General features: G+C 66.4%; 19 protein-coding genes. 4 read left to right on the top strand and 15 right to left on the bottom strand.

Annotated elements, in window-relative coordinates; translation table 11 throughout:
* The 3 genes from gyrA to AC3XYG_RS21305 form a co-directional block, all read right to left on the bottom strand.
* Nucleotides 1-2,163, bottom strand: a 2,163-nt coding sequence (gyrA, locus tag AC3XYG_RS21315) for a DNA gyrase subunit A (protein WP_489141878.1), incomplete at its 3' end; no start/stop codon positions are given.
* A gap of 126 nt (nt 2,164-2,289) precedes the next feature.
* Nucleotides 2,290-3,687 (bottom strand): MATE family efflux transporter, encoded by a 1,398-nt coding sequence (locus AC3XYG_RS21310; RefSeq protein WP_489141877.1) that lies wholly within the window; start codon nt 3,685-3,687, stop codon nt 2,290-2,292.
* Between the two features lie 52 nt (nt 3,688-3,739).
* Nucleotides 3,740-4,234 (bottom strand): TspO/MBR family protein, encoded by a 495-nt coding sequence (locus tag AC3XYG_RS21305; protein ID WP_489141876.1) that lies wholly within the window; start codon nt 4,232-4,234, stop codon nt 3,740-3,742.
* 415 nt (nt 4,235-4,649) lie between these two features.
* On the opposite strand from AC3XYG_RS21305, the gene AC3XYG_RS21300 reads away from it, so the two are divergent.
* Entirely contained in the window at nt 4,650-4,847 is a 198-nt protein-coding gene (locus tag AC3XYG_RS21300; protein ID WP_489141875.1) for a hypothetical protein, read from the top strand.
* A 15-nt stretch (nt 4,848-4,862) separates the two neighbouring features.
* Here AC3XYG_RS21300 and AC3XYG_RS21295 read toward each other — a convergent pair whose 3' ends face one another.
* From AC3XYG_RS21295 to cpaB, 12 genes are all read right to left on the bottom strand, one after another.
* Nucleotides 4,863-5,345, bottom strand: coding sequence for a prepilin peptidase (locus AC3XYG_RS21295; RefSeq protein WP_489141874.1), 483 nt, complete (start codon nt 5,343-5,345; stop codon nt 4,863-4,865).
* Nucleotides 5,345-5,851 carry a TadE/TadG family type IV pilus assembly protein gene (locus tag AC3XYG_RS21290; RefSeq protein ID WP_489141873.1) on the bottom strand — a complete coding sequence of 169 codons (507 nt, stop codon included), beginning with the start codon at nt 5,849-5,851 and terminating at the stop codon, nt 5,345-5,347. The genes AC3XYG_RS21295 and AC3XYG_RS21290 overlap by 1 nt, the downstream gene beginning before the upstream one ends.
* A 47-nt stretch (nt 5,852-5,898) precedes the next feature.
* Nucleotides 5,899-6,087 (bottom strand): Flp family type IVb pilin, encoded by a 189-nt coding sequence (locus AC3XYG_RS21285; protein ID WP_489141872.1) that lies wholly within the window; start codon nt 6,085-6,087, stop codon nt 5,899-5,901.
* Nucleotides 6,088-6,159: 72 nt separating this feature from the next.
* Nucleotides 6,160-7,998: a pilus assembly protein TadG-related protein gene (locus AC3XYG_RS21280; protein WP_489141871.1), complete on the bottom strand. Its 1,839-nt coding sequence runs from the start codon at nt 7,996-7,998 to the stop codon at nt 6,160-6,162.
* Entirely contained in the window at nt 7,995-8,312 is a 318-nt protein-coding gene (locus AC3XYG_RS21275; RefSeq protein WP_489141870.1) for a hypothetical protein, read from the bottom strand. Before AC3XYG_RS21275 ends, AC3XYG_RS21280 begins: the two co-directional genes overlap by 4 nt.
* Complete coding sequence (locus tag AC3XYG_RS21270; RefSeq protein ID WP_489141869.1) at nt 8,309-9,085, bottom strand: tetratricopeptide repeat protein; 777 nt, start codon at nt 9,083-9,085, stop codon at nt 8,309-8,311. The genes AC3XYG_RS21275 and AC3XYG_RS21270 overlap by 4 nt, the downstream gene beginning before the upstream one ends.
* Complete coding sequence (locus AC3XYG_RS21265; protein ID WP_489141868.1) at nt 9,082-9,996, bottom strand: type II secretion system F family protein; 915 nt, start codon at nt 9,994-9,996, stop codon at nt 9,082-9,084. The genes AC3XYG_RS21270 and AC3XYG_RS21265 overlap by 4 nt, the downstream gene beginning before the upstream one ends.
* Before the next feature lie 4 nt (nt 9,997-10,000).
* Entirely contained in the window at nt 10,001-10,930 is a 930-nt protein-coding gene (locus tag AC3XYG_RS21260; RefSeq protein WP_489141867.1) for a type II secretion system F family protein, read from the bottom strand.
* On the bottom strand, nt 10,927-12,264 hold the full coding sequence (locus AC3XYG_RS21255; RefSeq protein WP_489141866.1) for a TadA family conjugal transfer-associated ATPase: 1,338 nt from the start codon (nt 12,262-12,264) through the stop codon (nt 10,927-10,929). The genes AC3XYG_RS21260 and AC3XYG_RS21255 overlap by 4 nt, the downstream gene beginning before the upstream one ends.
* Before the next feature lie 13 nt (nt 12,265-12,277).
* Entirely contained in the window at nt 12,278-13,462 is a 1,185-nt protein-coding gene (locus AC3XYG_RS21250; RefSeq protein WP_489141865.1) for a CpaE/TadZ family protein, read from the bottom strand.
* Nucleotides 13,463-13,465: 3 nt separating this feature from the next.
* Nucleotides 13,466-14,827: a type II and III secretion system protein family protein gene (locus AC3XYG_RS21245; protein WP_489141864.1), complete on the bottom strand. Its 1,362-nt coding sequence runs from the start codon at nt 14,825-14,827 to the stop codon at nt 13,466-13,468.
* Entirely contained in the window at nt 14,824-15,744 is a 921-nt protein-coding gene (gene cpaB / locus AC3XYG_RS21240) for a Flp pilus assembly protein CpaB (protein WP_489141863.1), read from the bottom strand. Before cpaB ends, AC3XYG_RS21245 begins: the two co-directional genes overlap by 4 nt.
* A 675-nt stretch (nt 15,745-16,419) precedes the next feature.
* Here cpaB and AC3XYG_RS21235 point away from each other — a divergent pair.
* Genes AC3XYG_RS21235 through AC3XYG_RS21225 form a run of 3 tightly spaced genes read left to right on the top strand, consistent with a single transcriptional unit; the run spans nt 16,420 to nt 19,528 of the window.
* Nucleotides 16,420-17,700: an ABC transporter substrate-binding protein gene (locus tag AC3XYG_RS21235; protein WP_489141862.1), complete on the top strand. Its 1,281-nt coding sequence runs from the start codon at nt 16,420-16,422 to the stop codon at nt 17,698-17,700.
* A 32-nt stretch (nt 17,701-17,732) separates the two neighbouring features.
* Entirely contained in the window at nt 17,733-18,767 is a 1,035-nt protein-coding gene (locus AC3XYG_RS21230; protein WP_489141861.1) for a Gfo/Idh/MocA family protein, read from the top strand.
* 23 nt (nt 18,768-18,790) lie between these two features.
* A complete protein-coding gene (locus AC3XYG_RS21225) occupies nt 18,791-19,528 on the top strand; it encodes a ThuA domain-containing protein (protein ID WP_489141860.1) in 738 nt (245 codons plus the stop codon).
* Nucleotides 19,529-19,650: the final 122 nt, after the last annotated feature.

Here is a 19,650-nt window from a genome sequence, read left to right as displayed (position 1 = left end):
CACGCCGGTTGAATCGCGGCCCTTGAAGACGCGGACATCGGTGACCGGGAAGCGGATGCACATGCCGACATGGGTGGCCAGCAGCACGTCCTGGTCGTCGCGGCAGACCTTGACGCCGATCAGGCTGTCGCCCTCATCCAGCTTCATCGCGATCTTGCCGTTGCGATTGATGCTGGTGAAATCGGCCAGGCTGTTGCGGCGCACGCCGCCGCTGGCGGTGGCGAACATGACGTAGAGCTGGTCCCAGGTGCTCTCATCCTCCGGCAGCGGCATGACGGTCGAGATCGTCTCGCCCTGCTCCAGCGGCAGCATGTTGACCAGCGCCTTGCCGCGCGCCTGCGGCGTGCCGATCGGCAGGCGGTAGACCTTCAGCTTGTAGACGATGCCGCGGCTGGAGAAGAACAGCATCGGGGTGTGGGTGTTGGCGACGAACAGGTCGGAGACGACATCCTCTTCCTTCGTCGTCATGCCGCTGCGGCCCTTGCCGCCGCGACGCTGCGCCCGGTAGGTCGACAGCGGCACGCGCTTGATGTAGCCGCTGCTCGACACCGTGACGACCATGTCCTCGCGCTGGATCAGGTCCTCGATATCCGCTTCGAATTCGAGATCCAGGATCTCGGTCTTCCGCGGCGTGGCGAACTGCTCCTTCATCTCGGCCAGTTCGTCGCGCAGGATCTGCAGCAGCTTTTCCCGGCTGGCCAGGATGGCCAGGTATTCCTGGATCTCGGCAACGATGGCGCGCAGGTCGTCGCCGATCTTGTCGCGCTCCAGCCCGGTCAGGCGGTGCAGGCGCAGGTCGAGGATGGCGCGGGCCTGGACTTCGGACAGGCGATAGGTGCCGTCCGGCCCCAGCGGGCGGCCGGGTTCGTCGACCAGCGCGATCAGCGGCGCGATCTCACCGGCCGGCCAGGCCGTGGACATCAGTTCCTCGCGCGCGGCCAGCGGGTCGGCCGACCGGCGGATCAACTCGATCACCGCATCGATGTTGACGACGGCGGTGGCGAGGCCGACCAGGACATGGGCCCGGTCGCGGGCGCGGGTCAGCAGGAACCGCGTGCGCCGGGTGATCACCTCCTCGCGGAAGACGAGGAAGGCATCGATGATCTGCCGGAGATTCATCAGCTCCGGCCGGCCGCCGTTCAGCGCCAGCATGTTGACGCCGAACGACGTCTGCAGCGGCGTATAGCGGTACAGCTGGGCCAGCACGACATCGGCGTTGGCGTCGCGCTTCAGCTCGATGACGATGCGCACGCCGTCGCGGTCGCTCTCGTCGCGCAGCTCGGCAATGCCTTCGACCGTCTTGTCGTTGACGACCTCGGCGATGCGCTCCATCAGCCGCGACTTGTTCACTTGGAACGGGATCTCGGTGTAGATGATCCCTTCGCGGTCCTTGCGGATCTCCTCGATCATGGATTTGGCCCGCATCACCACGCTGCCGCGGCCGGTGGTGAAGGCCGAGCGGATGCCGGAGCGGCCGAGGATGCTGGCGCCGGTCGGGAAGTCCGGCCCCTGCACGATCAGGTTGAGGTCTTCCGAGGTCAGGCCGGCATCGGCGATCACCGCCAGGCAGGCGTCGATCACCTCACCCAGATTGTGTGGCGGGATGTTGGTGGCCATGCCGACGGCGATGCCCCCGGCGCCGTTGACCAGCAGGTTCGGGAACCGGGCCGGCAGCACCGTCGGTTCGGATTGGGTCTCGTCGTAGTTCGGCTGGAAATCGACGGTGTCCTTGTCGATGTCGTCCAGCATCGCCTCGGCGGCCTTGGCCAGGCGCGCCTCGGTGTAGCGCATCGCCGCCGCCGGATCGCCGTCCATCGAACCGAAATTGCCCTGCCCCTGGATCAGGGGCAGCCGCATCGAGAAATCCTGCGCCATGCGGACCATGGCTTCGTAGATCGAGCTATCGCCATGGGGGTGGTATTTACCCATGACGTCGCCGACGACGCGGGCGGATTTCTTGAACGGCTTCGTCGAATCGTAGCCGCCCTCCTTCATCGCGAACAGGATGCGGCGATGGACGGGCTTCAGGCCGTCGCGAACATCCGGCAGGGCGCGGGAGACGATCACGCTCATCGCGTAGGCGAGGTAGGAGCTTTTCATCTCCTCCTCGATCGTCACCGGGGTGATGTCGAAGCGGGGCGGCGTGGCGGAACGTTCGGTCAATGCACTGTCCAGGCTGGCGAAAAAACGCGCCCGGTCAGCCTGCCGGGCGCGGCGACGCTAGCACGTTTCCGCACCTGCGAACAATCGGAACACCTGCCCTCGGAACCATGCCGAAATCAGGGCGATTCAGGCGCTCGCACCGGCCCTGGCGGCGGTGCGGCCGTCGCGCCGGGCCAGCACCTGGAAGCGGATGGCCAGCAACGAAACCGAGACCACGCTGGCGATCAGAATCGCTTCGAACAGCCCAGGCGCGCCACGGCCGAGATGGACGCCCAGGAACCAGCCCAGCGGCGTCATCACCACGATGTAGGAGATGGTGTGCAGCAGCGTCGGCACCACGGCGTCGCCGCGGCCGCGCAGGGCGTTGCCGATCACCACTTGGCCGCCATCGACCACCAGGATGAAGGTCGCCACCAGGATCACCGGCACCACCAGCGGCACCAGCGCCGGATCGGTGGTGTAGCCATGGGCGATCGGCCCGGCGCCGAGCCACAGCACCGCCCCCATCACCACCATGATGACGGTGTTGACGCCAAGCCCGACCCAGCCGGCCAGCACCATGTCCTTCACGTCGCGCCGGCCATGGGCGATGCCGACCCGCACCGCGGTGGCCGAGCCGAGGCCCAGCGCCACCATGAAGATCAGCGAGATCAGGTTGAGCCCGATCGAATAGGCGGCGAGCGGCAAGGTGCCCAGCAGCCCGGCGAAGAAGGTCAGTGCCGTGAAGGCGCCGGCCTCGATGAAGATGCTGGCGCCGGCGCCGTAGCCGAGCTGGCGCTGCCGGCCCCAGTCGCGCCAGCGCCAGCCCTGCCAGCGCCGGATGCCGAATCCGGCATGCCCCGGCATGATCCAGACATAGGCGACCAGGCTGAGCGCCAGGAAGATGCGCGAGATCGTGCTGGCCCAGGCGGCGCCGTCGGCGCCGAGTGCCGGGAAGCCCCAATTGCCGAACACCAGCAGCCAGTTGACGCCGGCATTCACGAGATTGGCCACGATCATGGCGATCATCCCCGGCACCGGCCGCTTCAGCCCTTCGAGGAAGAAGGCGGTGACGGTGTAGATCGCCGCGGCCGGCATGCCGTAGCCGAGGATGACCGCGATCTCGCCGCCGGATTTCGCCATGGCCGGAGTCTGCCCGGTCAGGGCCAGCAACGGCGTCATGAAGTGGCACAGCACGCTGAGCACGACACCGATCCCGCCGCCATAGATCAGCGCCCGGTGCCAGACCGCGCCGCATTCCTCCGGCCGGTTGCGGCCGAGCGCGTTGGCGGCCATCACCAGCGTGCCGAGCACCAGCCCGGTGCCGGTGCCCATCATGGTGCCGATCGGGGCGTTGGCGATGGACAGGTGGGCCAGGTCCTCGCTGCCGTAGCGCCCGACGAAGATGGTGTCGACCAGGGCCATGAGCAGCAGCCCGGCCCGGGCGACGATCACCGGCAGCGCCAGGCGCAGCAATTCATGGACATGGCGCCGAAGCCGGGCGCGCAGCCAGGTTTCGCCTGGCCGGATCGGAACCTGGTACATCGTCGGCCTTCCCCCCTTGGGGCGGCACCCTAACAGCAGCGGCGGGCGGGATTCAGGCGTTCAAAAGCCAGATCTGCCATGCGACCGCAGTCGCGTAGGCGACCCAGAGCAGATAGGGCAGCAGCATCGCCGCGGCCACACCGTCGACCCGCCGGAAGGCCATCATGGTCAGCGCGACCAGCACGAGGATCGGCACGATCAGCAGGGCGCCGAGGGTGACGCTTTCCAGCCCGAAGAAAGCGGGGCTCCAGGCGAGGTTCAGCATGAGTTGCGCTGCGAACAGCCGCAGCGCCGTCCGCACGCCAGGTTGGCCGCGCCACCGCCACACCCGCCACGCGGCCGCCCCCATCAGCAGATAGAGAGCAGTCCAGGCGACGGGGAACACCCAATTCGGCGGCGTCAGGGATCCGCGGACCAGCGACACATACCAGGCCGTGTCGCCGCTGCCACTGGAGATGCCCGACAGCATGCCGAGCCCAAGGCAGCCGGCCATGGCGGCGGCGAGAGTCCAGAGCGGCGGCTGCCGGGCGGGGGTGGACACGGTCATGGTCACTCCGATGGCTGTGAGCAACGAGATAGACCGGACTCGCGGCGATCAAAATCCGCGGATCAACCTCACGGCTGTCGGATCAATCATCAACGCGGCGGGAGCGACGGAAATTCATCGGCTCGACCTCGGGTCTCCTGACACCAAGCTGTCAGGAGGGGTGGCGTAATCTCTCACCATCGCCGCCGTGCCTGCCGGCCCCAACGAGAGAGACAGCGATGCCGTTCCTCACCGAAGTGGTGTTGTACCGGACCAAGCCCGGCATCGCGGTCGAGACCGTGATCGTGGCCTGCGACGGGCCTCGCCGGCCAACCCCGGCTCCGGCTTGCGACGTCAAGCCCGCCCCATGCCGGCCAGCGGCAGGGACCGCGGCTGCGCCATGCCCGCCCCCGATCGAAACCAGGAGTGCAGCGTGATGACCACCCTCACCTTCCGGGCGCCGCTGCGCCAGCGCCCCGCCGGCCTGCTGACACGGCTGTGGCACAAGGCCTTGGGCCGCCCCGCCTCCACCGGCGGCCCACGCCGCCCGCGTCCCGGCCGGCTGCGGCTCGAAGCCCTGTCCGATGCCGCCCGGCAGGATCTGGGCCTGCCGCCGCAGCATCCGTTCCGATGAGTATGCCGGGCGCGGTTAGATCCCGCCGGCGCTGCGGATGAAGATGGTCGCGGTGACGACCAGCAGGCCAAGCGCCAGGGCGGGGCCGAAGGGCCGCATCTCCCGCCAGTTCACGCCGCGCCAAGGCGCCAATGCGAGGGTCGCAAGCAACGCCACGAGGCTGGCCAGGACCAGCACGATCAGGCTGCCTTGGACCCCGACCCAGAGGCTGGCGGCCGTCAGGAACTTCAGGTCGCCCCAGCCGATCTTGGCATGGCGATCGATCTTCTGCATCAGCCAGACGGTACCGGCCAGCAGCACGAAGGTCAGCACGGCCGCGCCGAGCGAGAAGCCAAGCGTCTGCAGCGTGGGGCTGCGGATCAGGGCCTGGGCCAGCCCGCCGGCGGCCAGCGCCAGGTTGCAGATGTTCGGGATCCTGCTCTCGCGCAGATCGATCAAGACGATCGGCAGCAAGAGCAGGACCAGAAGACCGAGCGCGATGAAATCGAGCCCGGCCATCAATACCCGCCATTGGCGACGGTCACGGTCGCCGACGGGTTAGGCAGCGGCAAAGGCAGAAAGTTCTTCTTCCCGTCACTTCCTTGCAGACCGCTCTGTGCATTGCGGGCCGCCTGGTCGTAGGTGACCGTCACCTGAAAGAGGTGCTCGTCAGTTGGTGAAACATCGGCCTTGATCGTGCAGGGCTTGTCGCTCCCGCAGCCGGTGATATTGCCAAGGATCGGCCCGTAAGCCGAAAGAACGGCCAGGGCCGTCTTTTCGGCCAGGTCCTGGCGTTCCCCGAGATCCATGCCGGCCACGGAGGCACGCGCGCCCTCCGCCGCCGCCTGGTTGACCGCAAGCCAAGCGCCGAAGTGGATACTGTAGATAACGATGCCGAAGAGAAGCATCAGGAAGACCGGGGCGATCAGAGCGAATTCGACCGCGGCCAGTCCCGTCTCGTCGGAAAGGACGGCGGGCTTGCGCCCGCCGTTCAACCTAGTGGCACGTCGCACTGACAGGATCATGGCTGTTCCCATGAGCTCGTTTAAAGAGAAGCAAGTACGCGATTTGGCTACTTGCTGGCGCTGCTGATGGCAGTAGAGATGGCAGTAAATCCTTGAGTGAAAGCGGCGGTCAGAGTGGGGACCGTGGCGATCAGCCCAGCGGCAACCAGCGCGGCAAGAACCACATATTCAACAGCGGTGATGCCCTCTTCGTCCCGAGCAACGATAGACGCCTTCTTCAGAATATTCCGCAACATGATAATACCTCCATAGATAACCGGGTCTGACGTTGTCCCGCCCGCGGCCCGGCCCCGCCAGCGGTGTTCCGATTATTCGATCAGCACGGGCACGCCGCAGCGCACGCCGGTGACGGTGACATCCATCACGCCGAGGCGAACGCCCAGCCCGGCCAGCAGGTTGTTGACGAGCGGATCGAGCAACCCGGTGATGACGGGGCTGAGAAGCTGATTGACGGCGGTAACCGTCTTGCTGACCACTGACAGGTCGACGGGCAGCAGGCAGAGCCCGAGCAGGCTGAGAACGCAGGCCTTCAGCTCCAGGTTCGGCTTGCCGGTGACGGGGTCAACGCCCAGGCTGCCCAGCAGATTCTGGACCACGTTGCCGCCCGATACCGTCTGCGGAATCAGGTTGTCGATCTGCTGCTTGTTGAAGACCATGTCCTGATGACCTGTGAGCAGCTCGAGCTTCGCCCGACCCGTGATCTCAACCAGGCCCAGCAGCCCGAGCACGCTGACATCGACCAGCGGTGCCGGCTGGATATCGGTCTGGTAGTTGATCTTGTGGCTGAAATTGGTCATCAGCCCCATCGGCAAGGTGCCGATATAGGCGGCGGCCGCCTTGACGTCAGCCCCCACCCCCACCTTGATGGCGGGGTCGCAGGTGATCGACGTCAGCGTGGCGTCACCCGAGGCCGCCTCGACATAGACCGGCAGCTGGATGCCCTGGCCGAGCAGACCGAAGAGATCGAGGAGCTGCAGCTTGACCTGCAGCCGTACCTGCGCGGTGTGGATCGACATTCCCGTCGGCCCGAAGGCGAAAGGCGGGGTCTGCGGCTTCTCGATCACCGTCGCCGTGACCTGCACCGAGGCGAGGCCCGGCAAGCCGACGGTGATCGCCGGGATCGAGATGAAGTTCTGCTTGTTGGCCACCTGGACCGCCAGAGTCACCAACTGATACAGGTTCAGCTTGGCATCGAGCGCCGTGGGCGCCGTGGACCCACCGATCGGCTGGTTGCGCCAGACCCCGAGATCCAGCAACTGGCCGATGGTGAGTTCGGGATTGCCGACGATCTGGGATTTCAGTGCCAGCAGCCCGTTGACGGCATCGAGGGAGACGCCGGCGACATTGCCCGCACTGTTGAGCGCGTCGACGGCGGCCTGCAGCAGCGTCCCGACCTTGACCGTCGATCCCAGCAATCCGTCATAGGTGCCCGCAGTCACGTTGGCCTGGATCGCGAGCGCATCGAGGAAGCTCAATGCTTTGACGTTGGTGTTCAACAGCCCGTTGTACTGAACCGCGGACAGGCTGATACGGGTGCCGAGCACACCGCCCAGGATCGCGTTCAGCAATGCGCTCTGCTGGGTGTCGACCCGGAGCAGGCCGGTGCCGGCCTGGAATCCAGCCTCATTGATCTGCGCTGCCGTGGCCCGGGCGCTGATCGGATAGATGCCTTCCTTGTTGTTGGCGCCCCCGCCAGGCTGCCCCATCTGGCCACCCTTGTCCGGCTGCAGCAGGGCACGCGAAAACACCCCAGGCACGGTGGTCTGGGTCGTCACCTGCACCGCGCTATAGGCTGCCGGGGCCGCGTCCGTGGAAGAGCAGGCGACGAGGCCCGGCTTGAACCGCGCGGACGGGGCCAAGCCAACATCGGGGCAGTAGACGCCAGGGACAGTCGAGGTGAGATTGCCCGTGTCGAAGCCGTTGGACTTGAGAAACTGTCCGGCGATCGCCGCCGCCTGGGCGGGATGGAAGACGGCCGACAGCGCCGCCACGTCGGTCGCCGCCTGCAGATGCCGCTTCTGGGCGTACCAGAGGCCTACATCCGTGGCCAATGCCGTCGCGCCGATCAACGGCACCAGCATGAGAGCGGCAAAGGGAGCGATCGCGCCCCGGTCGCCAAATGGACGCCGTATCAATCTGGTGATCATTGTTGCCCCCCCGAGGACGATCCTGACCCGAAATCCGTGGGCGGGCCGTAGGAGTTGCCCGAAAGCGGTTGTAGCGGCGTGCCGATGCCCTTGATGAAGTTCTGGTAGACCTGTGTCGCCTCGGCTCCGCCGAGGCCGCCGGGCGCCCCGGGGGCCGGATGCGGCCGCTCCTGTGCCTGCAGCACCTGGAGGGTGCGGTTGCTCTCGAACCAATCCGGCGCCGCCGGCTTCACCAGCACCTGCTGGGCATCGGCAGCGACAGCCGGCAGGATCAGGACGCCGGCATACAGTGCCGTGAGGAACGCTCGCATCATGGCTGGTTCTCCGAGGCTTGCGCCAAGCGCCGGGGCGGGGCGGAAGCCGCCGTGCCGGCGCTGGTCGGTCCGCGCATCTGGCCGCGCGCGGTCTTCAACATCTGTTCCACCGCCCGCCGCTCCTGGGCGTTGGCGATCCGGCCCATCATGGTCTTCGCGGCGTCACCCTGGCCGGACACGTCGAGGCACAGGATCAGGTTGTTGCGCACCTGGGCATTGTCAGGCGCCAGCTCATTGGCCTGGCGCAGGGTAAACAGGGCCTCATCGTAGGAGGCGATGTGCATCTCGGCAAAGCCAAGGTCGTTCAGATATTTGACGTTGATCGGCTCGCGCCGGACCGCTTCGTGGAACTGCACGCGGGCCTTCGCCCAGTCGCTGCGGCCAGCCGCGACACGGCCGAGGCCATCATAGGCCGCCGCCGCCTGATCCCCATCGAGGAGTTGGCGATAGATCGCCTCGGCCCGATCATAGTCCTGGATATCCAGGAAGGCGTTGGCCCGCAGCACCTGCGCCCGGATATCCCCGGGATGGCGATTGTCATAGTCGTCGAGATAGGCCAGCGCGGCCCGCGATTTGCCGCCCTGCCGCAGCTTGTCGACAACACCGAGATAGAGATCACGCGAATTCTCAGCATCGAGCGGTGCAGCCTGAGGCAACTGATCGGCCGGAGACGGATCGCGACGGGCCGTCTGGCTGTCGCCAAACACGCTGGAGCAGGCCGAAAGCCAGGGCAGAAGGGCGAGCGTCGCGAGACGGAGGGGAAGGCGCGTCATTTTCCCAGCCCAGACAGTGTCTTGACGATGGAAACAAAAGCCGGGGCCGCGAGAACGATGAACAGAGCCGGCATCAGGAAGATGATCATGACCAGCGTCATCTGCGTGGTCTTCCGGCCGATGCTTTCCCTGGCGGTCGATACACGCCGATCTGAGAACTCGCGCACAAAATCCCGTAGGGCCGGCCCGAGCTCGATGCCGTAGAGCAAGGTCTGCTTGAATAGGGAGGCGATCTCGCGGACGCCAGAGATACCCAGCCTTTCGGCCCAACGATCGAGCGCCTGGTCGTACGGCATCCCGCGCTGCAGGTCGTCGACCAGAATCCGCATCGATTGATGGATATGAGGCATAGCTCCGCCATCGCCCTGGGCCATCGTGCGGAAGCACTGGTCAAGACTGACCCCGCTTTCGAGCATCAACAGCAGCACATCGAGCGCGAAGGGCAACTCCGCACCAATCTTGCGGGCGCGGATCGATGACAGGGACCGCAGCGCTATCTTGGCGGCGATATAGATCACGCCGCCTGCCGCCAGCGGATAGAACCTGGCCATGCCGGACCAATGGCCGAACCACCAGATCGCGAGCCCGGTTGCGACGATGGCCATCGTTGTCGCAAGCAGGCGCAGGGCGGCGAAGACCAGCGCCGCACGCGGGTCGTAGTAGCCGGCCGCCCGCAGATATTGCAGGATCTCATCCCGATCCTTGCCGCCGCCGATCAGCACCCGCTCGAAGGGACGAAGCCAAGCGATCCCGCTCAACGGGTCATCCTGCCTCGGCGCGTCGGAAAGCTTGGTGAGGCGTTTCTTCAGCCGCACCTCTCCCACTGAGCCGCGGAGGCCCAGACCCAGCAGAAACAGGCTCGAGCAGCCCGTGACGATCACAATGGTGATTTCGAGACTGGAGAGCGCCATGGCGTCAGAACTCCAGCCGCATGATGCGACGCATGATGACGACGCCGACGGCCTGCAGCCCGAGCGCGATCATCGCCAATCGTGGCCCCTGCTCCGCATTGATGAAGAACAGGATATAATCAGGCTTCACCAAGCAAATCAGGCCGCCCGCGACAGTGGGCATCACGCCGAGCACAATGGCGCTGAACCGTATCTCCGCCGTCGAAGCCTTGAGTTCACGCCCGACCCTGGCCCGGTCACGTAGGATCTGCACCAAATTGGCCAGCACCGCAGACATCCGACCACCGAAGCGGAAATTGACCTCCGTCGCCGTCGCCAGCATGTACAGCTCCGGCACCTCCAGCCGGCTCGCCAGCCACGCCACTGCCTCCGGGATCGGCGCGCCGTTGTTGATGCGCCGGATCATCGGTTGCAAATAGCGCTGCATGGCCGGTGCCGCGTTCTCTGCCGCCTTCAGCAGCCCCTGCTGCACCGAATTGCCGACCATCAGAAGCTGGCGCAATGAGTCGAGGAACATCGGCAGCCCGGCGATGAAGGCGTTCAGGCGCCGGGCCGCGAGGGTGTACAGCGCATAGATCGCGGCGCCCAGGATCGCCACTGTGGCCGCGGCGCCAGCTATCGGGCCGAGGAACCAGACAACAAAGGCCACCGTCCCCGTCAGGATCAAGGCAACCGCAGTCAGGCGGTGCAGCGGCAACGTCACATCGGCGCGCGCCAGCCAGAGCTGAAAGAAATGCGGGCCCTGTCGCGGCTCGGCGACAACACGCGCTGGGCCGTTGCCGTCTTCCGCCGGTGAGAACACGCCGCGCAGAGCCTCCAGCCGCTCTCGCATCTGCTGCTGCCGCTTGCGCTGAGTCCGGCCAGCCAGGAGGCTGAAGCCTGCCATTGCGAACAGTGCCAGCACACCAAGCAGGAGGAAGCCGAGGCCGTTCATGCTCCCCCTCCCTTCCCAACGATTGCCCGCAGATCCGAGAGGCCGACCAGACGATGGGCATAGAAAGGACGTGTGGAGAGGATCTTGAACTCACCCTGTCCACTCATCGGCGGCTGCTCCTCGAAGGCGAAGAGCTGGTTCAGGCTGTAACTGTCGCCTTCGAGCCCTGTCAGTTCGGAGACCGTGGTGACCCGCCGTTTGCCGTTCGCCATGCGGTTCACCTGGACGAGGATGTGGATGCTGTTGGCGATATAGCGCCGGATCGTCTTCGGGTCCGCAGCCAGCCCGCCGAAGCCGAGCAGCATCTCCAGCCGGCCGAAGGCATCGCGGCTGGTGTTGGCGTGCATCGTCGCCATCGACCCGTCATGGCCGGTGCTCATCGCCTGCAGCATCTCGACCGCCTCGGCGCCGCGCACCTCGCCCAGGATGATGCGGTCCGGCCGCATCCGCAGGGCGTTGCGCACGAGGTCACGGGCCGTGACCTCGCGGCTGCCGTCAAGATTGGCCGGACGCGTCTCCAGCCGGACAACGTGGCTCTGCCGCAGCTGCAGCTCGGCCGCGTCCTCGATGGTGATCAGCCGCTCCTTCTCGTCGATATAGCTGCTGAGCATGTTCAGCAGCGTGGTCTTGCCCGAGCCGGTGCCGCCGCAGATCAGGATGTTGAGGCGCGACCGCACGGCGGCGGCGAGGAAGCCGAGCATCTCCGCATTCATCGAGCCGAGGCGGACATAGTCCTGCGCGCCCATGGCCTGGGTGCGGAACTTGCGGATCGACACCATCGGCCCGTCGAGTGCGATCGGCGGAATGACGATGTTGACGCGCGACCCATCCGCCAGCCGGGCGTCGACATAGGGCGTCGCCTCATCGACCCGGCGACCGATCGGGCTGACGATGCGCTGGATGATGTTCATGAGATGCGCAGTGTCGCGGAACCGGGCCGGCACCGGCGACATCTGGCCACCGCGCTCGACATAGATCTTGAACGGGCCGTTGACGATGATGTCATCGATCGTCGGATCCCGCAGCAGCGGCTCGAGCGGGCCGAGGCCGATCACCTCGTTCTGCACTTCGGCCGCCAGCAGCGCCCGCTCAGCCACGTTCAGCGCCAGCCCTTCCTTGGCGGCGAAGCGGGTGATCGCCTGCTCGATGCCGTCGCGGACCATCGGCCGGCTGGCCGCCTCGGCGTTGATGCCGAGGGCCTCGAGCTGTTCCAGCACCAGGTTGAAGATGGCGAATTTGGTGCGCTGGTAGCCATCCGTGGTGCGCAGCTCGGACGCCGCCAGCTCGGGATCCATCCCGACCTTCACCCCGACGCCGTTGGTCAGCCCTGCCATGGCCCGCGCCCCCTCACGACGTCCGCAGCCGGCCGAACAGGCGCGGCCCGCGCGGCGCCGGTCGGCCAGCCTTGGCCGGTGCGGAAATGCCCTCTTCCGCCAGCTTTTCGAGCGCACGGGCATAAGGCGAGCGCGGCTGGTCCAGCACCAACGGGCGCCCGGTGTTGAGCGCATTGAGCAGTTCGACCCGCGCTGCCGGCAGGCGCACCGAGCGCCGCAGGCCCAGCGCCTCGCGCATCTGCTCGTCGGTCAGGGTGATGCCCGGCATATGGTCCTCGACCACCAGGGTGATGCGGTCGAGCACTGCTGCGCTGGGACCGATCTGCATCAGCAGGTCGCGGCAGGCCTTGACCGCCGTGAACTTCTGCGGCGCCACCAGGTAGATCCGGGCGGCGGAACGGACGAATTCGGTCAGCAGGCCGGGGTGCCGGATGCCGCCGGCATTCAGGATCACCTCGCCGAACAGGGCCCGCAGCACCAGCTGCATCGAGACGATGCTGTCCGTGGCGATGTCGTGCACCTCCTCACCCGCCACCGCCAGCGGCAGCACGTGCAGGCCCGACGCGGCGTGCCGGCCGAGGGCCGAGGACAGCAGCGTCCGGTCCAGCCGCGGCAGGTCCTGGACCGCGTCGCGGATGGTGTAGGCGAGCGGCACGTTCAGGGCGGCGCCGGCCTCGCTGGACGGCAGCGCCCCGTCGATCAGCAGCGCCTCACCGGCCGCCTTGGCGCGCAGCACGGCGAGGTTGACGGCGAACAGGCCCTCGCCGCCGGGCTGACCGCTGAGCACCAGGGTCAGGGCACCGCCCCCCGTGGCCTCGCCGCGCGGCGCACCGGTGAGATGGCGTCCGAGCTGGCCGCTGAGTGCCTCACCTTGGGCGTCGCGGTCGACGACATCGGCCGCGCCCGCACGGATGGCCCGCAGGACCGAGCGGGCATCCCCTTCGTCGCCGAGGACGATGACCGGTGCCTCCGGATCGGTGGCAGCCAGCGCCCGCATGGTGTCGGCCAGCCCGGTGCCGAACCCGTCGACCGGGTCGGCGTCGAGCAGGATCAGGTCGAGCTTGGTCTTGCCGCAGAGCTCGAGCAGCGACGACGTGTCGGGCACCGACGGAATCACCGCGGCGATCCCCTCCAGGGCGGCGATCAGCCTGGCCGCGAGGGTGGTGTCCGATGAGGCGACGGTGATCCTGAACATCATGGCCTACTGCATCAGCCCATAGGGCGCGAGATGGTCCTGCACCTGGTCGACATTCAGGATCATGTCGCCGATGGTCGGGTTGAACTTGCGCGTGTCCACCCCCGGCAGCGGCGGCACCTGGTTCGGCGCCAGCGGCTTCACCAGCCGCGGCGTGGCGACGATGATCAACTCCTGGCGTTCCTGCTGGTTGTTGGTCGATTTGAACAGCGCACCGATGATCGGGATGTCGCCCAGCCAGGGAAACTTGCTCTCGTTGACCGCGCTGTTGCTGTACATCAGGCCGGCGAGAACGAAGCTCTGACCGTCGCCGAGTTCGACCGTGGTCGAGGTCGACCGCCGACGGAACGCCGGTACGTTGAAGCCCTGGAACTGCAGCGCGTTGGCATAGTCGAGCTCACTGACCTCCGGCGAGACCTTGAGCACGATGCGCTTGTCCGACAGCACCACCGGCGCAATGTCGAGCTTCACGCCATACTGATGGTATTCGATGGTGACAGTGCCGAGGGACGCCCCGCCCTGCGGCACCGGGATCGGGACCTCGCCGCCAGCCAGGAATTCCGCATGATCGCCGGAGCGGACCAGAAGCGTGGGCTGGGCCAGCAGCTGGGTCAGTCCCGCTTGCGACAAGGCGCTGAGCAGGCCGAGGATGCCGTTGCGCGGATCGCCGAGAAACAGGTTGAAGGCGCTGGTCAGAGGCGCCGAGGCGGTGACCGACAGGTTGTTGGTGAAACTATAGCTCTGCAGCGCGTTCGGGCTGACCAGCGCGCCCTGGAAATCACTGCCGCCCAGCGCCCCGAAGTTGAATCCCAGGGCCTTCAGCGTCGTCGCCGACACGGCGGCGAACTGGATGTCGACCGCCACCATCTGATTGCCGGTGACCTGCATCAGGTCGACCACCTTGCCGTCGCCATAGGCGTTGGCGATGCTCGCGGCTCGCGCATGGGCCTCGAGATTGGGCACGGAACCGGACAGGACCAAGGTGTCGCCGTCCCGGTTCACCCGCACCCCCTGCAGCCCGGGCTGCCCCCTCATCTGCCGCGCGGGGTCGCCCCGGCTGGGGATGGTCGGCAGCGCCACCGCCGGCGAACCACCGACGGTGACGTTGTAGGAGATGCCCTGGTCCGACTGGGTGGTGAAGATGGCCAGCGTGGTCTTGCCCGCCTGCACACCGGTGATCTGCAACTGGTCTTCGTTCAGCGCGGTGGCGTCGATGATGCCGCCCTGTCCGACGACAATCCGGGCGATCGGCGCCGGCAAATTGAGCACGCGCTGCGCGCCGACGCCGAGCTGCAGTTCCTCCGCCCCCGCACCACCGGTCACGAGGACAAGAACCGCAAAGCACAGCATGCGGACCACAAATCTCATCGCGGCTCTCCGGACGTCCTGGGGTAGATCAGCTGGCTGCGGTCGCCGACGATGAGTTCGATCGGCCGCCGTTGCGGGGCCTGGGGTGCGGCCGGTGGCGGGGTGGGCCCGCGGATGTCGACCAGCTTGGCGGTGTTGTCGCTGATCAGCTGCAGGTCGTCCGGGCTGCGCAGCGAGAGGTAGAAAGAGCCGAGGCTGCGGGCCAAGGCGAATTGCGCGATCTGGTCCGGCGTCATCGCCAGGCTGATCGTCCGGGATGAGTCCACCCTCCGTCCGGTCCCGCCCTGGTCGGCGGCAGCCTGCGCCACCGCCGGGTCGCCGAGGGTGGAGCCGACGGTCAGCACCAGAACATCCTGCAGCACGGTGCGGGCCTCGCTCAGGTCCCCGCTTTCCGCGCGCTGCTGCTGCAGCCCGCCCTGCTTGTTCAGGGCGCTGTCCGGCAGCACCAGCTGGATGTCGACCTTGTCGCCCGGGCGGATGAATTCGCTGACCGCGATTTCGTCATTGGTCAGGATGCTGATCGCGCGATAGCCGGCAGGAACAAGGCCGGCCAGGCCTGCCCGGGCCGGGTCGGCGGAGATGACGGAGTCGAGCAGCAGTTGCTGTGGCGGAATGTCGGCCGTGGCGATCTTGCCGACCACGTCTTCGATCGTGGTCTTGGCACCGTTCGGCGCGGCGCCCACGATTGAGGTGGTGGAAACGTCCTCGAGCGCGATGACCTGGCCACGCGCAATGAACCGCGACGCCGTCATGACGCCGACCACAGCCACATCGGAAGACACCGGCGCGATCGCGGGCGCCTGTACCGCAGCCGGCATGACCGGCGAATACGTCTTATAGGCGCCATAGCCGATCAGCGAGACGGCCCCCAAGCCTCCGAGGAGCAGATAGGCCCGCGTCAACGCATTCGTATTCATCGATCAGAAACTTCAATGGGCATGTCAAAAACTCTTTGACCTCGATCCCGGAGGCCAGCAATTTTCGAACCAACGGGCTATCGATTCAGCGCTTTCGAATATTCATTCATGTCCGGCGTTCCCTAAAAGGTCGGATAAACTAGCATTAATACCCCCTTATGTAGCACAGAAGGGGAAAGTAGACAAGCATTTATTAATCAACTCAAGAAACGCTGCAAGTCCTTACTAGGAAATCCCAACAAAGAAACCTGCATAACGGGCTATGCATCGAGAGAATAATCGGATTTTCCCGGAGACAATTCCTACAAGATGACCAAAGGTTGTACCAACTATCGGAATATCTGGAATATTTATTTATGTCCATTTTTTTATCGAACTCATCGACTCGAATTTCCTCCCCATTGCCTTGACCGGTACGACCACCGGTTGTGGAACAAAAACAAACGAGGATCTATCGAATCCTTACCCACTTCTCGGGCTGTCCTGCGAGTCCCTCACGTCCGGCCTCGTGGGCCCGGTCGGGTGCCCGATCGAACCGCATCGCGCGCGGCTGGCGTACAGGCGCCCTCACATGCATCGGCCAGCGATTGTCGTTGCCAAAGCGCCCCTCGGCATTAATCTGTAATCGGTTGCAGCGGACGCCAGAATCCGCGCCCCGATCCACAGGAGGAACACATGTCCGGGAGACATCTGATCACCCTCGCCGCCGGTTTGGTCCTGGCCCTGGCGGCAACGCCGGCCCTGGCGGGCGTCGACGTCACCTTCGCCTGCGGCTCGACCGGCATCCAGTCCCGATTGTGCGACGAAGCAGCCAAGGCTTGGTCCGCGAAGACGGGCAACACCGTCAAGATCGTCGCCGCCCCGCAATCGACCTCGGAACAGCTGGCCCTCTATCAGCAGTTCCTGACCGGGAAGTCGGGCGATATCGACGTGTTCCAGGTCGACGTCATCTGGCCCGGTATCCTCGGCAGCCACTTCGTCGATTTGAAACAGTATGTCGACCAGGCCACCATCGATCAGTACTTCCCCGGCATCATCCAGGGGCTGACCCGCGACGGACACCTGCTGGCCCTGCCCTGGTACACCGATGCCGGGCTGCTGTATTACCGCCAGGACCTGCTGGACAAGTACAAGCTCAAGGTCCCCGCGACCTGGACCGAGCTGACCGAGACCGCCAAGACCATCCAGGACGGCGAGCGCAAGGACGGCAATGACCGTTTCTTCGGCTTCGTGTTCCAGGGCCGGGCCTATGAGGGCCTGACCTGCGACGCGCTGGAATGGATCGCCAGCGCCGGCGGCGGCACCATCGTCGGCGCCGACGGCAAGATCACGGTCTACAACCCGCAGGCGGCCCAGGCGCTGGACCTCGCCGCCTCCTGGGTCGGCACCATCGCCCCGGACGGGGTGCTGAACTATATGGAGGAAGACGCTCGCGGCGTGTTCCAGTCCGGCAACGCCGCATTCATGCGCAACTGGCCCTACGCCGCCAGCCTGGCCGAGGCGGCCGACAGCCCGGTCAAGGGCAAGGTCGGCTATGCCCCGCTGCCGAAGGGCGACGGCGAGGGCGCCCGGCCGGCGGCGACGCTGGGCGGCTGGCAGATCGCGGTGTCGAAATACTCCACCCATCCGAAGGAAGCGGCGGAATTCGCGATGTACCTCACCAGCCGGGACGAGCAGAAGCGCCGGGCCCTGGAAGGCGGCTACCAACCGACCATCCCTGCCCTCTACGAGGACCAGGAGCTGCTGGCGAAGCGACCCTTCTTCAAGATCACGCGCCAGATCCTGGACGGCACCGCCGCCCGCCCCTCGGCGGTGACCGGCGAACGCTACAGCGAGGTTTCGTCCCTGTTCTGGAACGCCGTGCACGCCACGCTGTCCAAGCAGGGCGACGGCGCCACCAACCTCGCCCAATTGCAGAAAGACCTGAACCGGCTGAGCCGCGGCGGCCGCTGGTAGAGCAAAGAGACGGCAAGCAAAGGAAAGACGGAATGTCGGTCAAGGTGATTCAGGTCGGCCTCGGCGGCTGGGGCACGAACTGGGCCCACAATGTCTTGCCGCAGGTGAAGGCGGTGGACGTTGTTGGCTTTGTCGATGCCAGCCCGGAGGCGGTGAAGCGGGCGCAGGAGACGCTGGGCCTGGCCGAGACCAAATGCTTCCCCAGCCTCGACGCCGCCCTCGCCGAGGTCGAGGCCGAGGCCGTGCTGGCTGTGCTGCCGACCGCCGGCCACAAGACCATCAGCGAGGCCGCGCTGAAGGCCGGCAAGCATGTGCTGGTCGAGAAGCCCTTCACCTCCACGCTGGAGGAGGCCCAGGAGCTGATAGCCCTGGCGAAAAAGGCCGACCGCGTGCTGATGGTCAGCCAGAACTACCGCTACCAGGCGGCGGTGCAGACCGTGGCCGACCTCGTGCGCAAGGGCACCTATGGCAAGGCACTCTCGGCGCTGATCGACTTCCGGCAGAACTGGAAGGTGACCGGGCACCGCTACCACGACATCCCCGGCCCGCTGCTGCTGGACATGGCGATCCACCATTTCGACCTGATGCGGATGATCTTCGGCGAGAATGTGCAGCGCGTCGCCTGCCGCAGCTGGAACACGCCGGACAGTCCCTTCAAGGACCACGCCGCCGCCCATGCGCTGCTGGCGCTCGAGAGCGGCATGATGGTGTCCTACAACGGCTCCTGGGTCTCGCGCGGCACGCCGACCACCTGGACCGGCGAATGGGCGATCGAATGCGAGGAGGGCGAGCTGCTGTGGCAGGCGCGCGGCCCCGGCGGCGCCACCGCCGACAAGGTGGTGCTGCGGCGGCCAGACGGCACGACCGAGGATCTGCCGATGGTGCCGGTGGAGCTGATCGACCGGGCCGGCACGCTGAACGCCTTCGCCCAGGCCGTGCGCGGCACGCCGCCGCGCTACTTCACCTCGGGCGCGGACAATATACAGTCCCTCGCCACCAGCTTCGCCAGCATGCGGTCGGGCGCCCAGGACGGCACATGGGTCAACGTATCCGACATCTTGCCCTGACCTCTTCCCCGGAGATCCCTGACATGGCCCTTCCCCGCCTGCTCGTCTGGAACGAATACCGGCACGAGCTGCAGAACCCCGACGTCTCCGCCGTCTACCCCGACGGCATCCATGAAGCGATCGCCGCCCCGCTGCGCCAGCGCGGCTTCCCGGTGGCGACCGCGACCCTGGACCAGCCCGAGCACGGGCTGACCGACGAAGCGCTGAACGGTGCCGACGTGCTGCTGTGGTGGGGCCACAAGGCGCATAAGGACGTATCGGATGCGGTGGTCGAGCGCGTCCGCCGTCACGTCATGGGCGGGCTAGGGCTGATCGTGCTGCATTCCGCGCACTACTCGAAGATCTTCCGCCGGCTGATGGGCACCAGCTGCAGCGTCAACTGGCGGGTCCACGGCACCCAGGGCGAGAACGAGCGGATCTGGGTCACCGCCCCGGCACACCCGATCGCCGCCGGCCTGGACCGCTGCATCGAGATCCCGCAAGAGGAGATGTATGGCGAGTTCTTCGACGTGCCGGAGCCGGACGAGCTGATCTTCGTCAGCTGGTTCAAGGGCGGCGAGGTGTTCCGCAGCGGCCTGACCTATCGCCGTGGCTATGGCCGGGTGTTCTATTTCCGGCCTGGGCACGAGACCTTCCCGAGCTATCACCACCCCGAGGTGCAGCAGGTGATCGCCAACGCCGCCGCCTGGGCCGCCCAGCCCGGGGTGCGCCGTACCCCGCCGGACAACGCCCGGCGCGAGCCGTTGGAGGCGATGGGGTAAGGTCGGGGCAGTCATCGCCGTCTAACTCGGCCCGAAGCCCTAGACCCTGGAATGAAGCAGGCGGACCGATTGGTCCGCCCACTGGCATTTTCAGTTGAAACCAGGATCAGAACGGGATCTCG

Source organism: Inquilinus sp. (genome assembly GCF_057815775.1).
This window is presented reverse-complemented; position numbering and strand designations above follow the sequence as displayed.

Bases quoted from the DNA above. Each gene is read 5' to 3' on its own strand.
- AC3XYG_RS21310 (WP_489141877.1), bottom strand. From the start codon at position 3,687: ATGTACCAGGTTCCGATCCGGCCAGGCGAAACCTGGCTGCGCGCCCGG.
- AC3XYG_RS21305 (WP_489141876.1), bottom strand. From the start codon at position 4,234: ATGACCGTGTCCACCCCCGCCCGGCAGCCGCCGCTCTGGACTCTCGCC.
- AC3XYG_RS21300 (WP_489141875.1), top strand. From the start codon at position 4,650: ATGACCACCCTCACCTTCCGGGCGCCGCTGCGCCAGCGCCCCGCCGGC.
- AC3XYG_RS21295 (WP_489141874.1), bottom strand. From the start codon at position 5,345: ATGGCCGGGCTCGATTTCATCGCGCTCGGTCTTCTGGTCCTGCTCTTG.
- AC3XYG_RS21290 (WP_489141873.1), bottom strand. From the start codon at position 5,851: ATGATCCTGTCAGTGCGACGTGCCACTAGGTTGAACGGCGGGCGCAAG.
- AC3XYG_RS21285 (WP_489141872.1), bottom strand. From the start codon at position 6,087: ATGTTGCGGAATATTCTGAAGAAGGCGTCTATCGTTGCTCGGGACGAA.
- AC3XYG_RS21280 (WP_489141871.1), bottom strand. From the start codon at position 7,998: ATGATCACCAGATTGATACGGCGTCCATTTGGCGACCGGGGCGCGATC.
- AC3XYG_RS21275 (WP_489141870.1), bottom strand. From the start codon at position 8,312: ATGATGCGAGCGTTCCTCACGGCACTGTATGCCGGCGTCCTGATCCTG.
- AC3XYG_RS21270 (WP_489141869.1), bottom strand. From the start codon at position 9,085: ATGACGCGCCTTCCCCTCCGTCTCGCGACGCTCGCCCTTCTGCCCTGG.
- AC3XYG_RS21265 (WP_489141868.1), bottom strand. From the start codon at position 9,996: ATGGCGCTCTCCAGTCTCGAAATCACCATTGTGATCGTCACGGGCTGC.
- AC3XYG_RS21260 (WP_489141867.1), bottom strand. From the start codon at position 10,930: ATGAACGGCCTCGGCTTCCTCCTGCTTGGTGTGCTGGCACTGTTCGCA.
- AC3XYG_RS21255 (WP_489141866.1), bottom strand. From the start codon at position 12,264: ATGGCAGGGCTGACCAACGGCGTCGGGGTGAAGGTCGGGATGGATCCC.
- AC3XYG_RS21250 (WP_489141865.1), bottom strand. From the start codon at position 13,462: ATGATGTTCAGGATCACCGTCGCCTCATCGGACACCACCCTCGCGGCC.
- AC3XYG_RS21245 (WP_489141864.1), bottom strand. From the start codon at position 14,827: ATGAGATTTGTGGTCCGCATGCTGTGCTTTGCGGTTCTTGTCCTCGTG.
- cpaB (WP_489141863.1), bottom strand. From the start codon at position 15,744: ATGAATACGAATGCGTTGACGCGGGCCTATCTGCTCCTCGGAGGCTTG.
- AC3XYG_RS21235 (WP_489141862.1), top strand. From the start codon at position 16,420: ATGTCCGGGAGACATCTGATCACCCTCGCCGCCGGTTTGGTCCTGGCC.
- AC3XYG_RS21230 (WP_489141861.1), top strand. From the start codon at position 17,733: ATGTCGGTCAAGGTGATTCAGGTCGGCCTCGGCGGCTGGGGCACGAAC.
- AC3XYG_RS21225 (WP_489141860.1), top strand. From the start codon at position 18,791: ATGGCCCTTCCCCGCCTGCTCGTCTGGAACGAATACCGGCACGAGCTG.